This is a genomic window from Cycloclasticus sp. PY97N, assembly GCF_002443175.1.
GTDB lineage: Bacteria > Pseudomonadota > Gammaproteobacteria > Methylococcales > Cycloclasticaceae > Cycloclasticus > Cycloclasticus pugetii.
This window is the reverse complement of sequence record NZ_CP023664.1, coordinates 503,649-524,260: the sequence shown is the minus strand read 5'-3', so window position 1 is coordinate 524,260 and position 20,612 is coordinate 503,649. Positions and strand designations below refer to the sequence as shown.

The window sequence follows — 20,612 nt, the reverse complement described above, 5'->3', positions numbered from 1 at the left end:
TGTTATCCAAACATCGCTTCCACGCTTACACCGAAAGTTAAGTAGTTTGAATGAACTCACTATTGTAGCACCTAAGTTAAGTCTATGAATAGACCAGAATTTATTATTAATTCGCCGCCGTCTCTCTATCCACGACTCTACCGAGTGATGGCCTTGCGCTAATTCGGTCACGGTAAGCGTCTAACTCTTTAGAGCCGGTGGGCATATCAAACGCCTTTGCCCAAAGAAGCGTCTGCGCCACTAGAATATCAATTGCAGAAAACGACTCACCTAAGGCAAACGTTTTATTCTCTAAACGCTGCGCCAATACCTTACAAGCTTTTAAAAACTCCCAACGCGCAATCTGAAGAATTTCCGGTACACGCTTCTCTTCAGGAAAAACAAACGTATGCTTTCCAGTCGTCCATAACGGCTGCTCTAACTCTGTGAGCACAAAGAAACACCATTCGTCATATTTTGCCCTTTGCTTGCTATTTGGCATTGGCACTAAATTTGACGCAGGATACTTATCTCCCAAGTACGTCATAATAGCCGCTGATTCTGTTAGTACAAAACCGTCGTCATCAATCGCTGGCACCTTGCCATCTGCGTGAACCTTTAGATAATCCTCCGCCTGCCCAGCTCCTTTTAACAACTCTATTTTGATGTACTCATAATCGACACCTAACTCTTCCAGCATCCAAACTACACGCGTGCTTCTCGACCTTGGGTAACCATATAATTTAATCATCGTGCTCTCCTAATTTTTCTTATAGCGTGTCCAGACCTCGCATAAAAAACCCGGCTAAGCCGGGCTTTTTATCTCGCTTATTTTGTTTACAGGTTGTAACCCGTTTCCTCATGCGAAACAACATCCAGTCCTTGCTGCTCCGCTTCTTCATCCACTCGCAGACCGCCGGTTAAAGCACCAACAAGTTTCAAAATAATGTAGGTGGAGACAGCTGTAAACACGATGGTTGTTACTACACCAATTGCTTGAACAGATAACTGGCCTGCTATTGTTGTAATACCATCGGCAAAACCATAACCGCTAAAAACACCTAACTGGGTGGATGCAAACACAGCAACTACTAAGGACCCTAAAATCCCCCCAACACCATGCACGGGAAAAACGTCTAATGAATCATCAATCTTCAACACACGCTTAATGTACTGTGTGGCGCCAAAACAAACCATTCCCGCCAACAAACCAATGATAAGCGCACCACCTGGGCCCACAAAACCTGACGCAGGTGTAATCGTACCTAAACCTGCAACCATCCCGGTAACGGCACCCAAAGCACTGGGTTTACCAAATCTTTTCCACTCAATAGCCATCCAGGTAAAGGCCCCCATAGAGGCGGAAATATGCGTCACAATGATGGCCATTGCTGCATCACCATTGGCAGCCAAGGCGCTACCACCATTAAAGCCAAACCAACCCACCCAGAGCATACCTGCACCAGCAATCGTCATTGTTAAATTATGAGGAGGCATTGCTGTTGCTGGGAAGCCTTTCCTAGGGCCAATAACAAGTGCTGCCACTAAGGCCGCAACACCGGCTGTGATATGCACAACAATACCACCGGCAAAGTCATAAACACCCAATGCGCTTAACCAACCACCACCCCAAACCCAATGGGTAACGGGCACATAAACAACCAACAGCCAGATAGCACTGAATAACAGCATCGCAGAAAATTTCATTCTTTCTGCGAAGGCACCCACGATCAATGCAGGAGTAATAACCGCAAAGGTCATCTGGAACATTGCAAATAATGCTTCTGGAATATCGCCCGACAACGTTTCACGGCTAATACCAGAAAACATCACCCTTGATAAATCACCAATCCACGCATTACCTTCGCCAAACGCAAGACTATAACCGACAATTAACCATAATACAGACGAGACACAGGTAATCATAAAGCACTGCATAAACACAGACAGTACATTCTTAGTACGTACCAGTCCCGCATAAAACATTGATAGGCCGGGGATGGTCATAAAAAGCACAAGTGCTGTAGACGTTAAAATCCATGCAGTATTGGCACCGTTTAATTCCTCAGCACTGGCTAAAGTCGGCAAAAACAACAGACTTAAAAAGAGACAGCTATCAATTCCCCTGATCTTCATTTACAAAGCCTCAACGCCTGTTTCTCCGGTACGAATTCGAATTGCTCTTTCTAGATTCGTTACAAAAATTTTGCCATCGCCAATTTTTCCAGTATTCGCCGCATTAATAATTGCATCAATTGCACTGTCTAACTGCTCTGTCGAAACCGCAATCTCTAACTTTACCTTTGGCAAAAAATCAACGACGTATTCAGCCCCACGATATAATTCTGTATGGCCGCGCTGACGGCCAAAACCCTTAACTTCTGTCACAGTAATTCCTTCAAAGCCCGCAGCAGATAGAGCCTCTCGCACATCTTCTAATTTAAATGGCTTGATAATGGCTGTTATTAATTTCATACAAAACCTTTTATTATTAATTTAATTTTTCGATTCTGCATCAAAGCCGAGCATTCATCAACCTATTTTGGTGCAAACCGTTGATAGCCGCCTCTTAGCAAAAGCGGCTATCAATTAAAAAGCGGCAGCAAGGGTTGATTAAAAGTGGCGCGCAAACTCCAGTTGAATAACATCGTCCTGGCGAAAAGGTGCAAGTGCATCATTGCTAGCAGCGGATATGAATCGCGCCTCTACACTTAATACCCAACTAACACCAATACGCCGGCTTCCCTCAAGGCTATAGAACTGAGTATTTTGGTCAACATCAGCAATAACGCCAAATAATAGCTCACTTGACGCCGCGTCATTCATTGCTAAACGAGCACCCACAAATATATCATTATCAAAAGCAACGTCTGCACCGCGATCATCGTACAAATATTCCGCTATCAGACCAACATCAGCAGCAGATTCCATAACACCCACAAAAGTATATTCAAAACCACCTGTAAACGCGTTAAATGTTTCACCCTGTCCACTACGGTGTATCAATTCAACCTTCCAAAGCCACTCATCGAGCGTTGCTTGTACATCTAGGCCGGTTTGATTAATAAGGTCGTAAAAAGGAACCAACGCGATACCACCCGCGGTCGCTGTAGGAATAATTCTTGGCTCACGGCTCGTGCCATAAAAGTGGGAGACCCCAACATCCCAATCATCAAACGTTTGACTCCAGCGCACAGCATAATCCACATGCTTATCCTTAGAATCAGATTGATAAGCGGTATGATCGTCTATCGCCGGTGTTGGGCGAAAACGCCCATCTTTGCCTGAAAAAGTTCGCTCTTTAAAACCCGGCAGTACAAATAAATCAACTGTTCCCCAGTCTTTAATAAGCGACAAGTTAAGCATGGTTTGCCCAAGCTTATCTTCACCGTCAAAGTTTTCAACCATATCGGACTGATTAATAATATCCACTAAGTGCTGTGATTCAGTCACCCCCCAAAACACTTTGCCAACACCTAAGCGCACCTCCCAGTCTCGCTCGGCATGAATCCACATCAGCTCACGCAAATCTATATGTGTGCGTTGAGGATCTTGCTCATCCCAACGAAAAAATGAGCTAAAGATAAAGGCATCATCGCCATCATTCCAACTGTGATAAAACTCCGGCGCGGCTGAAAACGATACGCTTGCGTCATTAAACTGCTGCTGATCTAGAGCTGACTGCGTGAAATAGCGATACTCCCCCGCTACATACCCAGACCACTCGCTTGCGAAACCGGACGATAAGAAGGCGACCCCGCCTACCAACAGGCCGCCTACCATTGCTTTTTTAAAGCTCATTGACTTGTACTCAGTTATTAGCGCGCTCGTTTTAAGCTGCTTTTATTAAAGTCACGATCAGACAAACCTTTTTGAAACTCGTAGTTTGAAAAATCCAAGCGTGTTTCTTTTTTTGTTTGATGGTTCACCGTGTTTAATGAATCAGGGCGCCAATATTTACCCATGTACTGCTGGTAGCCGGTTGCTGTCGTCGTTTTTAACAAGGTATTTTTACGGTCATAATATTCAATTTTTAACGGTTGATACTTTTCTTTACTAATCCAAGCAATTAAACGCGTATATCCTGAATACTTATAGTTAGGCTTAGATTCAACAACAAACACCTCTTCACCATTAATGACTTCATCGCGTAAGTACAAATAGCTGAACTTTGCCACCTCACGGGATGATAAATCCTCAAAGGCAAACTCACTGCCCATAAAAGGGCCTGATTTATTTTTAGATGAAATACGCTTTACTCGTTTTAAAGCGGGCAGATATAACCATTGATCATCTGCCTCTAAAATATGCGTGAAGGATAAAAAAGCCGTGCCTTTAATATCAGCTGGCTCATCAAAAATAGTTAAGCCCTTATCGCCGTCGCCTTCTACCTCAAGGTTTTTAGATCGCATTTTTCTAATACTGACATCACCATTTGCATTCTTAAGTGTCATCACCATATCTGACGTCATATCGCCAAAACCGGCATCCCTCTTATCACCTTCTACCGCTATTTCCATGCCTTTTTCTTCCGGCGTTTGCGCGCTGGCCATTAACGGCAACAAAAGCACCAATAAACTGACTAATTTTTTCATGTTTTTTCCTTATCTAGTTTGAGTAATAAAATAGGTAACAGTAATAAATCCACCACCAAAGCGATCATAATAATCCACGTAGTTAGGGTGGCCATGTCTGAATTAAGCGCAAAAGGTGACAACATTAAAACACCAAATCCTGCACTGAGGATCAGTGTACTTATGGTTAACGCTTTGCCAACGTGGGTAAACGCATAGGTAATCGACTCTTCAGTGCTATAACCCTTTTCACGCTTAGCACGTAAATACTTACTTAAAAAGTGCACAGTATCATCTACCACAATGCCCAAGGTCATGCTCACCACAGCGGCTAAAGCCATATTCACCTCAACATAAAATAGACCCCAAAGACCAAAACCAATAATCACTGGGACTAAATTCGGCACCAAACTTAAAACGCCGACCTTAATGGAACGAAGTGCAAAAACTAGAATCATCGAAATAAGCACCAACGCCAATATAGAACCGCTAAGCATACCTTTGATATTTTTGTCTGTCAGATGAGCAAATATTAAAATCGATCCTGAGCCTTTTGCTTGCATACTCGCTGGCAAATGATCCTGCATCCATTGTTGCACACGCTGTTCAAAATCTAACAGCTCAACATTACTCATTTCTTCAACACCCACCACCAAAAGAGTGGCTGATTTATCAATGTTCACCTGGTTATTTAAATCCAAGCCATAGGGCAATGACATTTCATATAGCAGCAGATATTGCGCAGCCATTTCTCTACTTTCTGGCAACTTATACCAAGCGGGGTCATCTCCATGCATATTTTTATTCAACCGCCTTAAGGTATCGCTTAAAACATACGTATTAATAATTTCTGGTTGTTCTTTAAGCCACTGGGCAAACAGCGCTAAATGCTCTAGATATTGCGGATCACTAATGCCGCCCTTACCTTCAGCTGGTAAAGAAAACGATATTTGAAATAGACCACCAACGGATTGATTAGCAAAATCAGAATCACCTCTAAACTCTACAGACTCATCAAAATATTTAAGAAATTGCTCTTCTGGTTTATTTAACGTAGCAGCATAAGCTGCAACCAACACAACCCCTGCTGACAAAAACAATATAATATTTTGGTAACGAATAACAAACCTAGAAAAAGACGCTAAGCGCTCTACAGCAATATCTTCTCCCGCTTTCACGCGGACTGGCAGATAACTCATCATCGCTGGTAAAAAAGTTAGCGACAGACAAAAGGAAACAAACACACCCACTGCCACTAAGTTACCTAGATCATTAAAAGGTGGGGATTCACTAAAGTTCAAGCATAAAAAACCAATCATCGTGGTGGCGCTTGTTAAAAATATAGGTTGTAAATTAATCCGTATACTCTCAAGCAAAGCCTCTTGCTTTGGAACTTTATGCTGCAAGCCATACATAAAAGTAACCAGCAAATGAACACTATTAGCAACCGCTAGTACCATAATCATTTGTGCTGATGAAATAGACGCGGGTGTTAATTTTATGCCGGCATAACCGCCTAAACCCAAGGCAATAACATCGGAAAAAATAACTATCAATGTAATGCCTATTACTGCACTAAGGCTGCGCAATAACACAAACATGATGACAACCATCAAAAGCAAACTTACCGGCACTAACAGGGATAAATCATTCTCCCCCGCTTCAACAAAGGCATTATTTAAAAACGCTATGCCGGTAATATAAAAATTAACATTAGGGTAAGCCTTCTCAAACTTAGCCACCATGTCACGTGTGCTAGACACAACGTCTTTTAGCTCTTTATCCGCGTCAACTTTTGGGTATTCAATGGTAATATTCAATGCCGTAACACGGCCATCGGCAGAGACTAACCTCTTCAATAGTAACGGGTCTGACAAACCGACTTGCTTAATTGTTTCGATATCCACAGCCAGTAAATCTTCGGCTTCCTCATACAAGCTCTCAACAACTAAATCATCGTCTTCTGCATAGGTATTCTGGAAATTTTGCAGCGAATCCACACGTCTAGAATGTGGGGTTTGCCAAGCGGATGTTGTCAGCTCTTCGAGAAGCTTGAGCACCTCCGGCTGAAAAACATCGCCTGTTTTTGGCTCAATTAAAATGAAGACGTTATCTGACTTTGTATAGGTATTTTCAACCTTATCGTAAGCCAATAACTCAGGGTTATCATCGGTAAAAAAAGCACGGTAATCATTATCAAAACCTAAATATTGCAACCCATTGCCAGCCGCTAGCAACACTAACAGGCTAACAGCAATAATCCATGCACGGTACTTAATAACCCACTGACTAAAATAGCCTTCTAAACGATCCATCTATTGGTTTCTCTCTAACCTATACATTAACAACTCAAGCACTTTCATTAAGCGTCTTGCTTCAACACCTTCGCTTTGTTGTTATCAAACTTTAACAATAGACCCGGCAAGAATAAGAAGTTTGCGGCTAGGGCGGCGACAATAATCCATACCGTTAACAGCGCCATATCAGTCGTCATCGCAAAGTGCGATGCCATCAGCACACCAAAACCAGCTATTAAAACGAGCGTACTAATGCCTAATGCTTTGCCTACATGAGTAAAGGCGTATGTAATGGACTCTTCTGTCGAATAGCCTTTTTCGCGTTTGGCACGCAAATATTTACTTAAGAAATGCACCGAGTCATCCACCACAATGCCTAACGTCATACTGACCACTACCGATAAGCCCATATGAACTTCACCGCTGAGCACGCCCCAAAGCCCAAAACCAACCCCTGCGGGCAATATATTGGTCACCAAGCTTAACAGGCCCATTTTAACCGAGCGCAAGGCCACCATTAAAATACCTGAGATAAGAATCAGTGCCAGTACAGACCCAACGATCATGCTGGTGGTATTGGTATCAGCCAAATGTGAAAACATCATCAAGGTGCCTGTACCAATGGTCGTCATTGTGCTGGGAACATTTGCTTTTAGCCAGGCCTGTGCTCTTTCCTCAAGCGCCATCAGTTCGTTATTGGTCATATCCCTGACGGTCGCGACCATCCGCGTGGCTGACTTGTCCACATTAACCTGATTATTCAAATCCAAACCATAAGGTAATGACATCTCATACAGCAGCGTATACTGCGCAGCCAAATCACGACTTTCTGGTAATTTTTGCCAAGCAGGGTCATCCCCATGCATATTTTTATTCAAACGCAGCATGGTATCGGTAAAAACAAAGACATTGATCGTCTCTGGCTGTTCTCGATACCAATCGGCAAATGCTTTTAAATTCTTAAGGTATTCTGGTTCACTCACCCCGCCCTTTTCGTTGGCAGGAAGAGAGTATGTCAGCTGAAACGTGCCACCCATAATATCCAGAGTTGCATCCGAATCAACGCGAAACTGTACGCTATGGTCAAAATACGTAGTGAAATGCTCTTCCGATGTATTTAGCGGTATCGCTGCGGCTGACAAAATGGCCACCACACACATTAACAGTAATAATGGACGATGAAATTTAATAGAAAACCTTGAAAACTTTTCTAGATAAGGGACTGCCGCATCCTCCCCGGGCTTAATTCGTACGGGCAAAAAACTCATGATGGCTGGTAAAAAAGTCAGCGAAAAAACCATCGATGCAAAAACACCAACCGCTACCAAATTCCCTAAATCTCTATACGGTGCTGATTCATTAAAATTCATCCCCAAAAAGCCAATCATCGTGGTCACACTGGTCAAGAAAATGGGTACTAAATTAATCCGTAAGCTTTCTTTTAACGCCTCTGTTTTCGCCACATTATGTTGCAAATCAAAAATGAAGGTGACCAGCATATGCACACTATTAGCCACCGCCAACACCATAATCATTTGTCCAGATGCCACCGATGCGGGCGCCAGTAGAACACCAGCGTAGCCACCCAAACCAAAGGCGACCAGCGTTGACATAAAAATAACCAAGGTTACCCCGAACACCGCACTGAAACTGCGTAATAATATGGTGAGAAATAAAACCATCACCACAAAGCTAATTGGAAAAAGCGTTTCTCCATCCCCTTGACCCGATTCAACAAAGGCATTATTCATAAATGCCATACCGGTTACATAAAATTTAACTGTCGGGTGTTTTTCTTGGTATTTTTTCACTAATTCACGTGCATGGGCCACCACTTCACGCAACTCACCTTCGGGGTCAATTTCAGGGAACTCAATCGTCACATTAACAGCCGTTGCACCACCATCTTTTGAAATAATTCGCTTATAAAGAAGCGGATCGCTAAGCGCCACCGATTTAACCCGCTGAATATCGTCCTGTTCTAATGAGCTGGCCTCTGCATACAAATCCTCAACAATAAGGTCATCATCTTCTGCATACGTATTCTGAAAATTCTGAATTGAATCAACCCTTAGTGAATAAGGGATTTGCCACGCCTCTTCCGTCATATTCTCAACAAGGCTTAATATTTCCTTCTGGAAAACATCGCCTGTTTCAGGTGCAATAAGAATAAAGACATTATCTGACTTAGCATAGGTCGCTTCATTCTGATTAAACGCCATCAAATGCGGACTATCGTCTCTAAAATAAACTCTATAATCCGGCGTAAAACCTAGGTATTTAACACCAAGCCCAGAGACGACAACGACTAACACGCTCAACACTATAATTGCGATACGGTATCGTATAACCCATTCACTAAAGTTTGTTTCTAAACGATGCATAACTAATCCCTTACCTTTAAACCTATAATAATTAAATTGAGCACATTGCTCAGACGTTCTTCTAGCTGCTCTAGTGTTTGATGATGCATAAAGGTGGGCGTGCTAAACATTACCCAAGAGGCCATAATCGCTAGGCCAGTTTCTTCTATGTTTTCTATGGCCCAACATTGTTGCGCCTGACCTTTTTCCAAAATAACCTTAAGGATCGATAATTCACCGTCCATTTTTTTATCCACCACTTCTGAACTCGTCTCACATAAGGCCATAATCATGTCATTGATAGCCGGGTAGCTGTTCAACTGATCAAAGTTATAGTGTAAAAGCCCCTTTGCATAAACAATCAAGGCATCAATGGCATTGTCTAATGGCTGCTCTAGTAACAATCGTAGGCCAGCCTCTTTTTCTGCAAAGCAATGCAAGGCAAACGCCTCAGCAATACTTACCTTACTGGGAAAATAACGATATAGGTTTGAAGTTGACATACCTAAATCTTGCGCAATTTCAGACATGGTTGTTTTTTTATATCCAAACGCTCTAAAACGCTTATCAGCGGCAGCTAGAATATCCTTTTTTATCTGTTCTTCAGATAAATTCGTATCAAATCGCTTCATTCGCACACTATAGCAAATAAACTATGAATATTTACTACAATATTCATAGTTTATTTTGCTTTTATTCAAAAATGGGGGCAGCGCTCAATGAATCCTAACTCGACAACCTTAAGACATCAAACAGTGCTGTTACTCTATTACAATAAAGTAAAGAATGAATAAGCTAATAAAAGCCCGTTTTCGCAAATCAGGCTACACCAAGTTTAAACCCAACCTGCCTTTATATTCGCCTCATGAGCAAGCTTTCGTTCTGCTTCGCTAGCCACCGTTTCATCCCAAATAGCTAATTGCGGCCTAACAATCTTTTTCTCCCAAAGAGGGGGAATAAATGCGCAAACAAAACACAACGCAATACTGGGTAGTTGCGGTGCATCTGGATATGGATTTAGATCGGTATAAAAACGCGTTGGCTTTAAATGGTGCTCAGAGTGATTAGATATTTCGAATGAAAGCGCTCGGCTTAATGGCTTTAGTTGATTCCATGAATGTCTCGTTTCAATAGGCTCGCCAATAACTCGGATCAGGCCATAATGCTGGGTATAGTTAAAGCCACCTAACACTAGATAAAAAATAACCATAGTTAATATATACAATGGCAAAGCTTGGATACCTGCAATTGAAAACCAAATAATCAACCAAGTCGACATTAAAATAACCGATTGAAAGAAACGGCTTTGAGGCGACCAAAAAGAAGTTTTAGTTTTTTTCAGACGGCCTTTTTCAATCTCAATCGAGTCTTTCATTTGTCCCCATAAAGACCTAAAGGCAAACGTATAAACCGACTCACCTCTACGAGGTGTATCACTGTCTTCAGAAGTAGCGACCTTCAAATGGTGACCTTTAACATGCCCGAGATCATTCATCGGGAGTAAGAACACTGTGAGATACAAAGTACAGTAAAAGCGATCCAATGTACCATGACGATGCATCAGCTCATGAGCTGGAGGCAAACCGCCCAGCGCAGTTAAAAAGGACAGTGAAAAAATACCACCCATAATCTCCAGCACACTACCACTCGACGTGCTCAACATATCGGCAAACATTAACCAGAGCATGACAATTAATGGTAACTGGCAATAAAGGACGAAATGCTGCAAGCCTGTCGCCCGAACATCATGCAACTGCTCATCACGAGGCAAACTTACATCCAACACAACAAGACAAATAAACGCCGCTGTGCCTAACCAAACCCAAAGGCCACCAAGATAAAACCCTAACACGCCTAACATTAACATTAACGACCCTGAAAAATAGCGTGGGGCAACCACTTTATTTTTTGTTTTTTCCATTTTCAGCTCTCCAACATCTAATGACTTATTAAAAATAGTATTTATATCATTTTTTTCTAATATATGCTCGTAACTAATACTATTGTTTACAAATATCTACTCTCTGGGGGCTCTATGCCGCAACAAGTTAAAGCCTATATAAATAACGAAGGTTTATTGGGGATGGGAGGCACCCTATAACACTAACTAAGTAGTATTTAGCCCGCTATTATGAGCGGATTATTTGACGAATTCTTATACAGGGTTAACCTAAGGCGCTGTGTTTCCAATCACTTTTTACGCCAGCTCTAACTGATTATTCAATCTTTTTTTAACTCAGCCTCTTCTTCAACGGGTTCATCCGAATCTTCCGTTGTATCAGGGCTACGCAACACCTCAACATGTCCGTCAAGCTGACCTATTTCAAGCTCTTCTTCAGCCTCTGGCTCAATGGTTGGTGTCGCCGTATTAACACTCTTTACATCTGACTCTGACTGTTCACCAGCATCGTCAGCACTATCTGAGTCTGCTAGCGCATCGAGATCAAGCGAGACTTCAATATCATCATTTACTTGAACCGATTCTTGTTCGCTACCAACTGTTGTCTGCACAGGTTGAACTGGCTGTACCACTGGAGCAACTGGAACTTGTGTTGATGAAAGAATCTCAGCATTTAATAACCCCACATCCAAGTGCTCTGCTGATAAGCCATAAACGGCTTCGGAAAAGGAAGCAATATCCTTCGGGTCTAAACTAAGTTGCGCTACCGCAAACTTTTTAACACAATTGGCTTCCGCACCCACCAAGCGATCGGCGTTTTGCCCTGCTTGATCAGCTGCAATTCCCTGTGCTTTGAACGTGTTTTCTAGTGTTTCTTTTCTGCCTTGCGCTTCTTTATCGACCTTTTTAACCAGCCCTGTGATCTGACTCTGTAGGGCTTCCTTTTTCTTATAGGCTTTAAACAAAAGCAAGCCAACAATCGCTGTTAAAACAAATACCAACTCAATTAATAAAATTAAAAACGACTCACTCATTTAAATACTCCGTTTATTCATCGCGTTAATATTACTCGCCGCCTGGTTTGTCACAAGCCGCCTTAAACCCCTAACGTTTTGCTCAACTGCTCATCCTTAACGGTCATTTTCTTCTTAAATAACTTAAAGCCAAAAAAACCAGCCACAGCTAACACTATATTAACAAGCAATACGACCCCGCTGGTTAAGGCCCAATTTGATGCTTCCTCTACTGACTCAACAACAGGTTCAAGCTCACCCTCTCCGCCCGCTACAATACTGGACAAATCTGGACATTGAAAAATCTGCTGCTCTGTGAGCCCCTCTTCAGGCAGCACAATACCGGCTTGCTCAAGTACTTTATCGAACACCGGGTTGATTTCCACATAATTAACTTTAGGCTTTTGTTTGACATAAAAAGACAGCGTTTCTATCCGCTCAAAGGTATTTCCAGCAGCCCTAACTATTAGCTCATAAGGGCCGACCTTAAGGTTTTTTCCAATATCAACAAAAAAATACCCGCCGTTGATCATATCTAACTGCATTGGAAGCACTTCTTTGTCCCCTCGTTGATTTATAATCTCGACCGTCGCATCGATAACATCTAACATATTGCTATTTTTCAGAAGCTTACCTTTGTCTGTCATGAGCATTCTAATGCGTGTATCGGAACCCGAAAAAATCTCTTTTGGCATGTTTTCAACAGCCATTTGCAAATTCGTGGTGATGAAGATTTCATTGTCTGGATCAGCCGCTGCAATCAACCTCCACTCACCAGCCATTGGCTTAGTGACTGTCACAATGTCATATTTCTTTTCACGGTGCCAACTAACACCGCTTCTATTACTGCTACGTCCAAAATCCATACCCTCCGGGTCATCCAACTGGGTAGTACCAAAGCCTTTTTTTCTAAAAACAACTGCGGTGAATTGTCTTACGGTTTCATCAACTGTAAATGTATTCGCAATTAATGGGATACTATTTCTCTCAACCAAGCGTTTACTAACCCTCAGCAATGCTCGTTCTAGCTGTGCAGCTGTTTTGGCCACATCAAACCAACCGAGTGTTTCATTAGCCACTGTTTCTAAAAAACCAAGATCCGCATCATCAGAAAATCCAACCGTATGAACACTAACATCAACTTCCTTTAAACGCGCTACCTGGTAATTGAGTATTCGTTCTTTAGACGCCACATTATCTTTCATGAGTTTTCCTGACGTTACTTTTCCGTCGCTTAAAAGAACAATGTGCCGACGTGCATTCTTGTCTTTTTCTACCCAATCCAGCGAAGCCACCGCAAGCGCTTTTTCAATATCCCCTGTTTTATTAGATGATTGAATTTTTTCTACATTCTTAAGAGCCTGCGTTTTCCACGAAATACCGGATTTACCCACTTTCATGATCTCTGTTGGCATCTCATCAAACATCCAAATACCAACGTTTGCATTATTCGGCAAGAGGTTGATGAACAGTTTGAGCGCCGATATTCTATGATTTTCTGGGTCACTTATTTTCATCCTCTCGGACACATCGACCAAGACGCGAACTTCGATGGCATTATTTTTATTAAAATCTACGGCCTGAACAGATGTGACCATCAAGGCAAAAAGTAATAAACACGTTAGGGAAAAATGCGTAATCTTTTTCATAAATCAGTTAAGCGCTATTTAAGCAGCCGTGAAATTGGTTATGTAGGTAAAGTGTATATCGGCAAGCGTTCAAATAACTTGAATATAAACCGTGCAGCAAGAAATAGGCGCTCGCTAATGGCACCAAAATATAACAAGATTTTCTGAAATAACGTTGTTAAAGGCGCAACAACGCGCCAACAGCTCTGGTTTTAGGCGCTACGTTCAGCTAAAACTGATACCGCAGGCAAGGCCTTACCCTCTAAAAATTCCAAGAAAGCACCACCACCTGTTGATATATAAGAGACCTGATCGGCAATGTCGTACTTATCCACTGCCGCTAACGTATCGCCGCCACCTGCAATTGAAAAACCATCACTGTCTGCAATTGCCTGTGATAATACCTTTGTTCCACCTGCAAATTGGTCAAACTCGAACACGCCCAAAGGTCCGTTCCAAACAATTGTTCCAGCCGCTTTAACGATACCCGCATATTGGGCAGCTGTTTGAGGGCCAACATCAAGGATTAAGTCATCCTCTTCAACATCTTTGACTGATTTGACTGTCGCTTCTGCTGCTTCTGAAAATGTTTTACCGCAAACCACATCAACCGGAACCGGGATGCTCGCACCATTCTGCTCTGCTTTTAACATTAACGCTTTCGCCTCATCAATCAAGTCTGGCTCATACAACGACTTGCCAACCGAATAACCTTGAGCGGCAATAAAAGTATTCGCTATACCACCGCCAACAATAAGTTGATCAACCTTGTCTAACATCGAGTCCAGCACCGTCAGTTTAGTCGACACTTTTGCACCACCTACTATCGCCAGCATCGGCTGAGCCGGTTCAAATAGCGCCTGACCTAAAGCATCTAATTCAGCTGATAATAACGGACCTGCGCATGCAATCGGTGCAAATTTGGCAACGCCATGTGTTGAGGCTTGTGCGCGGTGAGCCGTGCCGAACGCATCCATCACAAACACATCACATAGAGCGGCCATTTTTTTCGACAACACTTCGTCATCTGCTTTTTCACCAACATTGAAACGTACATTTTCACAAAGAATAATATCACCCGGCTGACCACTGACCCCATCCAACCAATCTTTTTCTAAGCGCACCGGTTTTCCCAACAAGGTAGACAAATGCTCTGCCACTGGTTTCAAACTAAAGGTCTCATCATACTGTCCTTCAATTGGGCGCCCGATATGTGACATTAACATCACCACCGCACCTGCATTGTGCGCCTGTTGGATGGTTGGCAGACTAGCCCTAATACGCGCATCACTGGTTACTTTCCCTGCCTTAATAGGCACATTCAAATCTTCTCTGATCAGTACGCGTTTGCCAGATAAATTTATATCTTGCATCTTTATAATCGTCATCTGAGTTCCTTTATGTTTCTTAATTCGTCATCATCGCTTGCGCGGTGTCCAGCATTCGATTTGAAAAGCCCCACTCATTATCAAACCAGCCAACGACCTTAACGAGCCGACCTGCTGTCACCTTAGTTTGCGTAGCATCAAAAACACACGAAGCAGGATGAACGCTAAAGTCTGTTGACACTGCATTTTCCTCACTATAGCCAAGCGCCCCTTGCAGACTAGCACTGGCTGCCTGCCGCATTCGCTCATTAACCTCAGCGACTGTTGTCTGATTTTTACTGCTAAAGGTCACATCCAGCATCGCTACATTGATAGTGGATAAGCGAATAGAAAGCCCATCTATTTTTCCTTTCATGTGCGGCAACACCAGGCCAATAGAGTTTGGTGAATTTGTTTTAGTTGGAATCATGGGTATTTGCTCAACCATTGACTCATGCCTATCATCGTAAGCATGTAAAGTTGTGCTTAAACCGTACTCAACGCCCATCGCAGCATCTAAAACACTTACCATGTGGGCTAAGCAATTTAATGTGCAAGAGCCATTTGAAACGACTTTATGTTCTGCTTTTAGATCTGCCTGGTTTACACCGTACACTATCGTGGCATCAACCTTATCATCTGATAGGGCAGAAATAAGGACTTTTTTAGCCCCTGCCAAAATATGCATATGGGCGGATTCTGCTTGAGTAAATTGCCCTGTACACTCGAGCACTACATCAATATTCAGCGATTTCCAAGGCAGTTTTACAGGGTTTGCCTGTGACGAATAATGCACATCCCTACCTGCAATCAGCAGGGTATTCTTATCAGTAGACAGCTCTATGTTCAGCCCAGACAAATCATTTTTTACATGCTCGGCTACGGTGCTAAATGACTCAATGTCATTAATGGCTACCACCTGAATCTGCTCTTGACGGTTAGACGCATACAGTGCCTTGAGTACACTTCGCCCAATTCGACCAAACCCATTAATGGCTATACGAATACCCATGAGTTTAGAAACTTATATTAAGTTCTTTGCTGCTTCGACTAACTTTTCCGCTGTGATGCCAAAGTATTCAAACAATTCTTTAGCCGGAGCCGATTCACCAAAACGGTCTAAGCCAATGACCGCACCTTGCAAGCCCACGTATTTATACCAAAGGCTTGTTGACCCTGCTTCTATCGCTACCCTTGCGGTTACTGAGGCAGGCAATATAGATTCTTTATACGCCATATCTTGTCTATCAAAAAGGTCTGTACACGGCATAGATAGTACGCGAACCTTAACACCTTCTGCTGCTAATACGTCAGCAGCGGTTGTCGCTAATTCAACTTCAGACCCCGTAGCCATTAAAATAACCTGCGGCTCACCTTCACAATCTTTAAGGATATAACCCCCTTTTGAAATAGCCGCCACTTGGTCAGCTGTGCGTGGCTGGTGCTGTACGTTTTGACGAGTAAAAATTAGCGCTGACGGCGTGCTTTCATTTTCAACCGCATACTTCCATGCAACAGCAGATTCAACCGCATCACACGGACGCCATACATCTAAGTTTGGAATTAACCGTAAACTTGATACATGCTCAACCGATTGGTGTGTTGGTCCGTCTTCACCCAACCCTATCGAGTCATGCGTGAAAACAAAAATATTTCGTAATTTCATCAATGCAGCCATACGCACAGCATTACGAGCATAATCAGAAAATGTTAAAAACGTTGCGCCATAAGGAATAAAGCCGCCATGTAATGCAATGCCATTTTGAATTGCGCTCATGCCAAATTCACGCACGCCGTAATGAAGATAGTTGCCGTTGGCATTCGTCCCATCAACATCTGTACACCCTGACCATTTAGTTAAATTAGAGCCAGTTAAATCAGCTGATCCCCCTAAAAGCTCGGGCAATAAAGGACCGTAACCATTAAGTGTGTTTAATGATGCTTTACGTGAGGCAATGGTTTCACCTGCCTGCTGCGCTGCCTGCACAAATGCCTCTGATTTTTCTGCCCAATCAGCACTTAACTCACCCGATAAACGACGCAATAGTTCATCAGCTAGGTCTGGGTATTCAGCCACATAAGCTTCTAATAACTCTTCCCATTGAGCTTCTGCTTGTTCACCTTTATCGTTTGCATCCCACGCATTCTTTACCTCAGCTGGAATTTCAAAGGCAGGCGCTGCCCAACCTAATGCTTTTCTGGTAGCAGCTATTTCTTCGGCACCCAATGGAGCGCCATGTACATGATGCGTCCCTTCTTTATTAGGCGCACCAGAGCCAATCACTGTTTTACAGCAAATTAACGTGGGTTTATTCGTTTCTTTTTGTGCTTGCTCAATCGCCTGCTTGATGTCATTAGCATTATGCCCATCTACATCACGAACTACTTGCCAACCATAGGCTTCAAAACGTGCTGGCGTATCATCGGTAAACCAACCTTCTACATCGCCATCAATCGAGATACCGTTATCATCCCAAAACGCTATTAATTTGCCTAAGCCAAGCGTTCCCGCATAAGAACATGCTTCATGCGAAATACCCTCCATCAAGCAACCATCCCCCATAAAGGTATACGTGTAATGATCAACCACCTTGAAGTTAGGTTGATTAAATTGTGCAGCTAATACCTTTTCAGCTAAAGCCATACCCACCGCGTTGCTAATACCTTGACCTAAAGGACCTGTCGTTGTTTCTACCCCTGGCGCATATCCGTATTCTGGGTGACCCGGTGTTTTAGAGTGCAGCTGACGAAAATTACGAATGTCTTCAATATCTAAATCGTAACCCGACAAATGCAATAACGAATATAACAACATTGAGCCATGACCGTTCGATAATACGAAGCGATCTCTATTCACCCAGTGTGGATTGGCTGGGTTATGCGACAAAAAGTCATTCCATAGTACTTCTGCAATATCTGCCATCCCCATCGGTGCACCGGGGTGTCCTGAGTTGGCTTGTTGGACAGCATCCATACTAAGGACACGAATAGCATTCGCTAGTGTTTGACGAGAAGGTCTTGGGCTCATGATCTTTGCTTATTGTTAATCGATTGATAATCAGCGCGTAACGCACTAATTTTGAAATGGTGAATTTTACACTGAAGCGTTAAGAAGATATAGCGTTAGTCAGTCTCTCTTATCTAACGTATTATCAAGTTTTTCCTTAACTTGCTGCTCATTCCATAGATCCAGTTGATTAAAGTAGTCCTCCCAAACGCACGGGCAACAGCTCCCTCCACCACAACAATCATCATTTTCTGGGCGTTTGGGTTTTAGTATTTTTTTTGGTATCACAGCCATCACTTTAATATTATGGCAGCTTAAATTAAGTTATCGATTACTCTTTTTATAAAAAATGCCTTGGATCAATCTTTTGCCCAACCTCATCGCTTTTACCAACCAAGCGTTAGACAAGCATTGAACGATAAATATATACTAGATGGATAGTTATTAATCATCCTTCTCAAATTCAACACATAAGGGGAACATTATGGGTAAAGTGGACGTTAGCCAACTGGTCGACAATACAACTGGTCGACAAAGTAGATCTATTTTTCATGAACAAGACATCTATGAGCAAGAACAAGAAAGAATCTTTGGCAAATGCTGGTTATTTTTAGCGCACGAAAGCCAAATACCTGATCCAGGTGACTATTTCAGGACCTTTATGGGTGAAGATGAGGTCCTCGTTATTCGTCAAAAAGACCAATCGGTCAAAGCCTTCCTTAACACCTGCACCCATCGCGGCAACCGTGTTTGTAAGGCAGATAAAGGCAATGCCAAGCAGTTTACTTGTAGCTACCATGGGTGGAGCTTTGCCGCAGATGGCACGCTTCAATCTGTCCCGCTGGAAGAGGATGCTTATTACAATGAACTCGATAAATCCAAATTTGGCTTACACCCTGTTTGCAAGGTAGATAGCTATAAAGGGTTAATTTTTGGTAACTTTGATCCAGAATCACCGACTTTAGATGATTATTTGGGTGATATGAAATGGTACTTAGATGTTTGGCTCGACGCCATGCCAGAAGGCACCGAGTTAATCGGCTCAACGCAAAAAGTTGAATACCCTGTCAACTGGAAACTACCTGTCGAAAACGCCTGCGGCGATGGCTATCATATTGGCTGGGCTCATGCAGGTGTTATGACTGTTGCTACCTCAATGGACATTGAAAGCCTTTCTCTAGGCAATACTAAAGTAGATAGTTCAACTGCTATGGCTGGTGGTGGCATGAATGGTCACTCGATTATTTCATCTCTTGATGGGCAATCAGGTTATGCGTTCTACCCTGATCCAAGCCTACCTGTTAGCTACCTTGAAGAAAACCGAGAGACTGTTATTTCACGCCTTGGCGAAACGCGTGGTAAGCAATTTTGGGGCTCGCAAATTAACATGACTATTTTCCCCAATGTGCAAATGTTACCGGGGCTTAATTGGTTCCGTGTTTATCATCCAAAAGGTCCAGGAAAAATGGAAATGTGGACGTGGGCGATGGTTGATAAAGAGATGTCAGACGAGTTAAAACAAACTGTGCTCGACAATGTTTGCCGAACATTTGGCGCCGCCGGCATGTTTGATAACGATGATGGTGAAAACTTTGCCGCCTGTACTTCACAAAACAGAGGCCTACAAACCCGCCAAAAAGATGTATACACCAATATGGGCTTAGGCAAAGAGTACTCACACCCTGAAATGCCTGGCGTCGTTAGTGACGGTCTTGTGGGTGAACAAAACCAACGATATTTCTACCGTCGCTGGCAAGAAATGATGGCAGCAAAAGATTGGAGCACCGTTCCAAACTACAACAGCCTAGAAGAAGCAAATGCAACAAGAGGACAAAACTAATGAGTCAACCATCTCCTTTTAAAAATGCTGTTGATGCGGACACCTACCAAACCTTCCAAACACTTCTGTATAAAGAAGCGCGTCTACTTGACCATGAAGAGTATGACCAATGGCTAGCGATGCTAACGGACGATATTTATTACTATATGCCCGTACCCGCTCGCTATTTACGTGAAGAAAAAAAGCAGGCCATCAAGCCTCTCGACGCAAATATTTTTAATGACTATAAAAAACAATTAGAGCTACGTATTGCTCGCTTTGCGACGAATCTCGTTTGGTCTGAGAACCCTCAAAACATGATAAACCACGCAGTGTCTAATATAGAGGTGTTCCCTACAGAGGTTGAGGGTGAATGGAACGTTCTCTCTGTTGTTACCGTTCTTAGAAGCCGACTCGATGGCGTAGAAAAGCGCATGGTGGTATCGCGCGATGATATTTGGCGCCTTGAAGACAATAGCCTCAAACTGGCTAAAAGAAGCATGTTGTTTAATCACACTGTCGTCCCAGATAGTAACCTTAACTTCTTCTTCTAATTCACCTAAATAAAAAACGCCTATTGTTACTTTAAAACAATAGGCGTTTCTTAGATCAGCTCATTAAGCACTGCAACCGAGCTATCTCCATTACATCATATGTGGGCTCTT

Annotated in this window: 17 protein-coding genes; 2 read left to right on the top strand and 15 right to left on the bottom strand. The window is 42.8% G+C overall.

Annotated features, from left to right (window positions below):
- Nucleotides 1-106: 106 nt before the first annotated feature.
- The 15 genes from CPC19_RS02615 to CPC19_RS02545 form a co-directional block, all read right to left on the bottom strand.
- Nucleotides 107-730, bottom strand: a complete 624-nt coding sequence (locus CPC19_RS02615) for a glutathione S-transferase family protein (protein ID WP_015006843.1) — start codon at nucleotides 728-730, stop codon at nucleotides 107-109.
- 86 nt (nucleotides 731-816) lie between these two features.
- Nucleotides 817-2,115, bottom strand: coding sequence for an ammonium transporter (locus CPC19_RS02610; RefSeq protein ID WP_015006844.1), 1,299 nt, complete (start codon nucleotides 2,113-2,115; stop codon nucleotides 817-819).
- On the bottom strand, nucleotides 2,116-2,454 hold the full coding sequence (locus tag CPC19_RS02605) for a P-II family nitrogen regulator (protein ID WP_015006845.1): 339 nt from the start codon (nucleotides 2,452-2,454) through the stop codon (nucleotides 2,116-2,118). It lies immediately after the preceding gene.
- 138 nt (nucleotides 2,455-2,592) lie between these two features.
- Nucleotides 2,593-3,780, bottom strand: a complete 1,188-nt coding sequence (locus CPC19_RS02600; RefSeq protein ID WP_016390897.1) for a hypothetical protein — start codon at nucleotides 3,778-3,780, stop codon at nucleotides 2,593-2,595.
- A 17-nt stretch (nucleotides 3,781-3,797) separates the two neighbouring features.
- Nucleotides 3,798-4,574, bottom strand: coding sequence for an outer membrane lipoprotein-sorting protein (locus CPC19_RS02595; RefSeq protein ID WP_015006847.1), 777 nt, complete (start codon nucleotides 4,572-4,574; stop codon nucleotides 3,798-3,800).
- Nucleotides 4,571-6,868, bottom strand: a complete 2,298-nt coding sequence (locus CPC19_RS02590) for an RND family transporter (protein ID WP_016390896.1) — start codon at nucleotides 6,866-6,868, stop codon at nucleotides 4,571-4,573. Before CPC19_RS02590 ends, CPC19_RS02595 begins: the two co-directional genes overlap by 4 nt.
- A 47-nt stretch (nucleotides 6,869-6,915) precedes the next feature.
- Nucleotides 6,916-9,234 carry an RND family transporter gene (locus tag CPC19_RS02585; protein ID WP_016390895.1) on the bottom strand — a complete coding sequence of 773 codons (2,319 nt, stop codon included), beginning with the start codon at nucleotides 9,232-9,234 and terminating at the stop codon, nucleotides 6,916-6,918.
- A 2-nt stretch (nucleotides 9,235-9,236) separates the two neighbouring features.
- Complete coding sequence (locus CPC19_RS02580; protein ID WP_016390894.1) at nucleotides 9,237-9,845, bottom strand: TetR/AcrR family transcriptional regulator; 609 nt, start codon at nucleotides 9,843-9,845, stop codon at nucleotides 9,237-9,239.
- Nucleotides 9,846-10,048: 203 nt separating this feature from the next.
- Nucleotides 10,049-11,134, bottom strand: coding sequence for an alkane 1-monooxygenase (locus CPC19_RS02575; RefSeq protein ID WP_016390893.1), 1,086 nt, complete (start codon nucleotides 11,132-11,134; stop codon nucleotides 10,049-10,051).
- Between the two features lie 299 nt (nucleotides 11,135-11,433).
- The gene (locus CPC19_RS02570) at nucleotides 11,434-12,147 is read right to left on the bottom strand and encodes a hypothetical protein (protein ID WP_016390892.1); all 714 of its coding nucleotides are present in this window, start codon (nucleotides 12,145-12,147) and stop codon (nucleotides 11,434-11,436) included.
- Between the two features lie 62 nt (nucleotides 12,148-12,209).
- Nucleotides 12,210-13,775 (bottom strand): VWA domain-containing protein, encoded by a 1,566-nt coding sequence (locus CPC19_RS02565; protein WP_016390891.1) that lies wholly within the window; start codon nucleotides 13,773-13,775, stop codon nucleotides 12,210-12,212.
- Between the two features lie 191 nt (nucleotides 13,776-13,966).
- A complete protein-coding gene (locus CPC19_RS02560; RefSeq protein ID WP_016390890.1) occupies nucleotides 13,967-15,142 on the bottom strand; it encodes a phosphoglycerate kinase in 1,176 nt (391 codons plus the stop codon).
- A 19-nt stretch (nucleotides 15,143-15,161) separates the two neighbouring features.
- Entirely contained in the window at nucleotides 15,162-16,133 is a 972-nt protein-coding gene (locus tag CPC19_RS02555) for a type I glyceraldehyde-3-phosphate dehydrogenase (RefSeq protein ID WP_016390889.1), read from the bottom strand.
- A 12-nt stretch (nucleotides 16,134-16,145) separates the two neighbouring features.
- Nucleotides 16,146-18,149: a transketolase gene (gene tkt / locus CPC19_RS02550; RefSeq protein ID WP_016390888.1), complete on the bottom strand. Its 2,004-nt coding sequence runs from the start codon at nucleotides 18,147-18,149 to the stop codon at nucleotides 16,146-16,148.
- Between the two features lie 99 nt (nucleotides 18,150-18,248).
- Nucleotides 18,249-18,422 carry an oxidoreductase-like domain-containing protein gene (locus tag CPC19_RS02545; RefSeq protein WP_016390887.1) on the bottom strand — a complete coding sequence of 58 codons (174 nt, stop codon included), beginning with the start codon at nucleotides 18,420-18,422 and terminating at the stop codon, nucleotides 18,249-18,251.
- Between the two features lie 190 nt (nucleotides 18,423-18,612).
- Between CPC19_RS02545 and CPC19_RS02540 the strand changes: the two genes are divergently transcribed.
- Together CPC19_RS02540 and CPC19_RS02535 are read left to right on the top strand one after the other, a co-directional pair.
- The gene (locus tag CPC19_RS02540; RefSeq protein ID WP_016390886.1) at nucleotides 18,613-19,968 is read left to right on the top strand and encodes an aromatic ring-hydroxylating dioxygenase subunit alpha; all 1,356 of its coding nucleotides are present in this window, start codon (nucleotides 18,613-18,615) and stop codon (nucleotides 19,966-19,968) included.
- On the top strand, nucleotides 19,968-20,501 hold the full coding sequence (locus CPC19_RS02535) for a 3-phenylpropionate/cinnamic acid dioxygenase subunit beta (protein ID WP_015006859.1): 534 nt from the start codon (nucleotides 19,968-19,970) through the stop codon (nucleotides 20,499-20,501). The genes CPC19_RS02540 and CPC19_RS02535 overlap by 1 nt, the downstream gene beginning before the upstream one ends.
- Nucleotides 20,502-20,612 lie beyond the last annotated feature (111 nt).

Excerpts from the sequence above, each read along its gene's own strand:
- CPC19_RS02615 (WP_015006843.1), bottom strand. The coding sequence starts at position 730 with ATGATTAAATTATATGGTTACCCAAGGTCGAGAAGCACGCGTGTAGTT.
- CPC19_RS02610 (WP_015006844.1), bottom strand. The coding sequence starts at position 2,115 with ATGAAGATCAGGGGAATTGATAGCTGTCTCTTTTTAAGTCTGTTGTTT.
- CPC19_RS02605 (WP_015006845.1), bottom strand. The coding sequence starts at position 2,454 with ATGAAATTAATAACAGCCATTATCAAGCCATTTAAATTAGAAGATGTG.
- CPC19_RS02600 (WP_016390897.1), bottom strand. The coding sequence starts at position 3,780 with ATGAGCTTTAAAAAAGCAATGGTAGGCGGCCTGTTGGTAGGCGGGGTC.
- CPC19_RS02595 (WP_015006847.1), bottom strand. The coding sequence starts at position 4,574 with ATGAAAAAATTAGTCAGTTTATTGGTGCTTTTGTTGCCGTTAATGGCC.
- CPC19_RS02590 (WP_016390896.1), bottom strand. The coding sequence starts at position 6,868 with ATGGATCGTTTAGAAGGCTATTTTAGTCAGTGGGTTATTAAGTACCGT.
- CPC19_RS02585 (WP_016390895.1), bottom strand. The coding sequence starts at position 9,234 with ATGCATCGTTTAGAAACAAACTTTAGTGAATGGGTTATACGATACCGT.
- CPC19_RS02580 (WP_016390894.1), bottom strand. The coding sequence starts at position 9,845 with ATGAAGCGATTTGATACGAATTTATCTGAAGAACAGATAAAAAAGGAT.
- CPC19_RS02575 (WP_016390893.1), bottom strand. The coding sequence starts at position 11,134 with ATGGAAAAAACAAAAAATAAAGTGGTTGCCCCACGCTATTTTTCAGGG.
- CPC19_RS02570 (WP_016390892.1), bottom strand. The coding sequence starts at position 12,147 with ATGAGTGAGTCGTTTTTAATTTTATTAATTGAGTTGGTATTTGTTTTA.
- CPC19_RS02565 (WP_016390891.1), bottom strand. The coding sequence starts at position 13,775 with ATGAAAAAGATTACGCATTTTTCCCTAACGTGTTTATTACTTTTTGCC.
- CPC19_RS02560 (WP_016390890.1), bottom strand. The coding sequence starts at position 15,142 with ATGACGATTATAAAGATGCAAGATATAAATTTATCTGGCAAACGCGTA.
- CPC19_RS02555 (WP_016390889.1), bottom strand. The coding sequence starts at position 16,133 with ATGGGTATTCGTATAGCCATTAATGGGTTTGGTCGAATTGGGCGAAGT.
- tkt (WP_016390888.1), bottom strand. The coding sequence starts at position 18,149 with ATGAGCCCAAGACCTTCTCGTCAAACACTAGCGAATGCTATTCGTGTC.
- CPC19_RS02545 (WP_016390887.1), bottom strand. The coding sequence starts at position 18,422 with ATGGCTGTGATACCAAAAAAAATACTAAAACCCAAACGCCCAGAAAAT.
- CPC19_RS02540 (WP_016390886.1), top strand. The coding sequence starts at position 18,613 with ATGGGTAAAGTGGACGTTAGCCAACTGGTCGACAATACAACTGGTCGA.
- CPC19_RS02535 (WP_015006859.1), top strand. The coding sequence starts at position 19,968 with ATGAGTCAACCATCTCCTTTTAAAAATGCTGTTGATGCGGACACCTAC.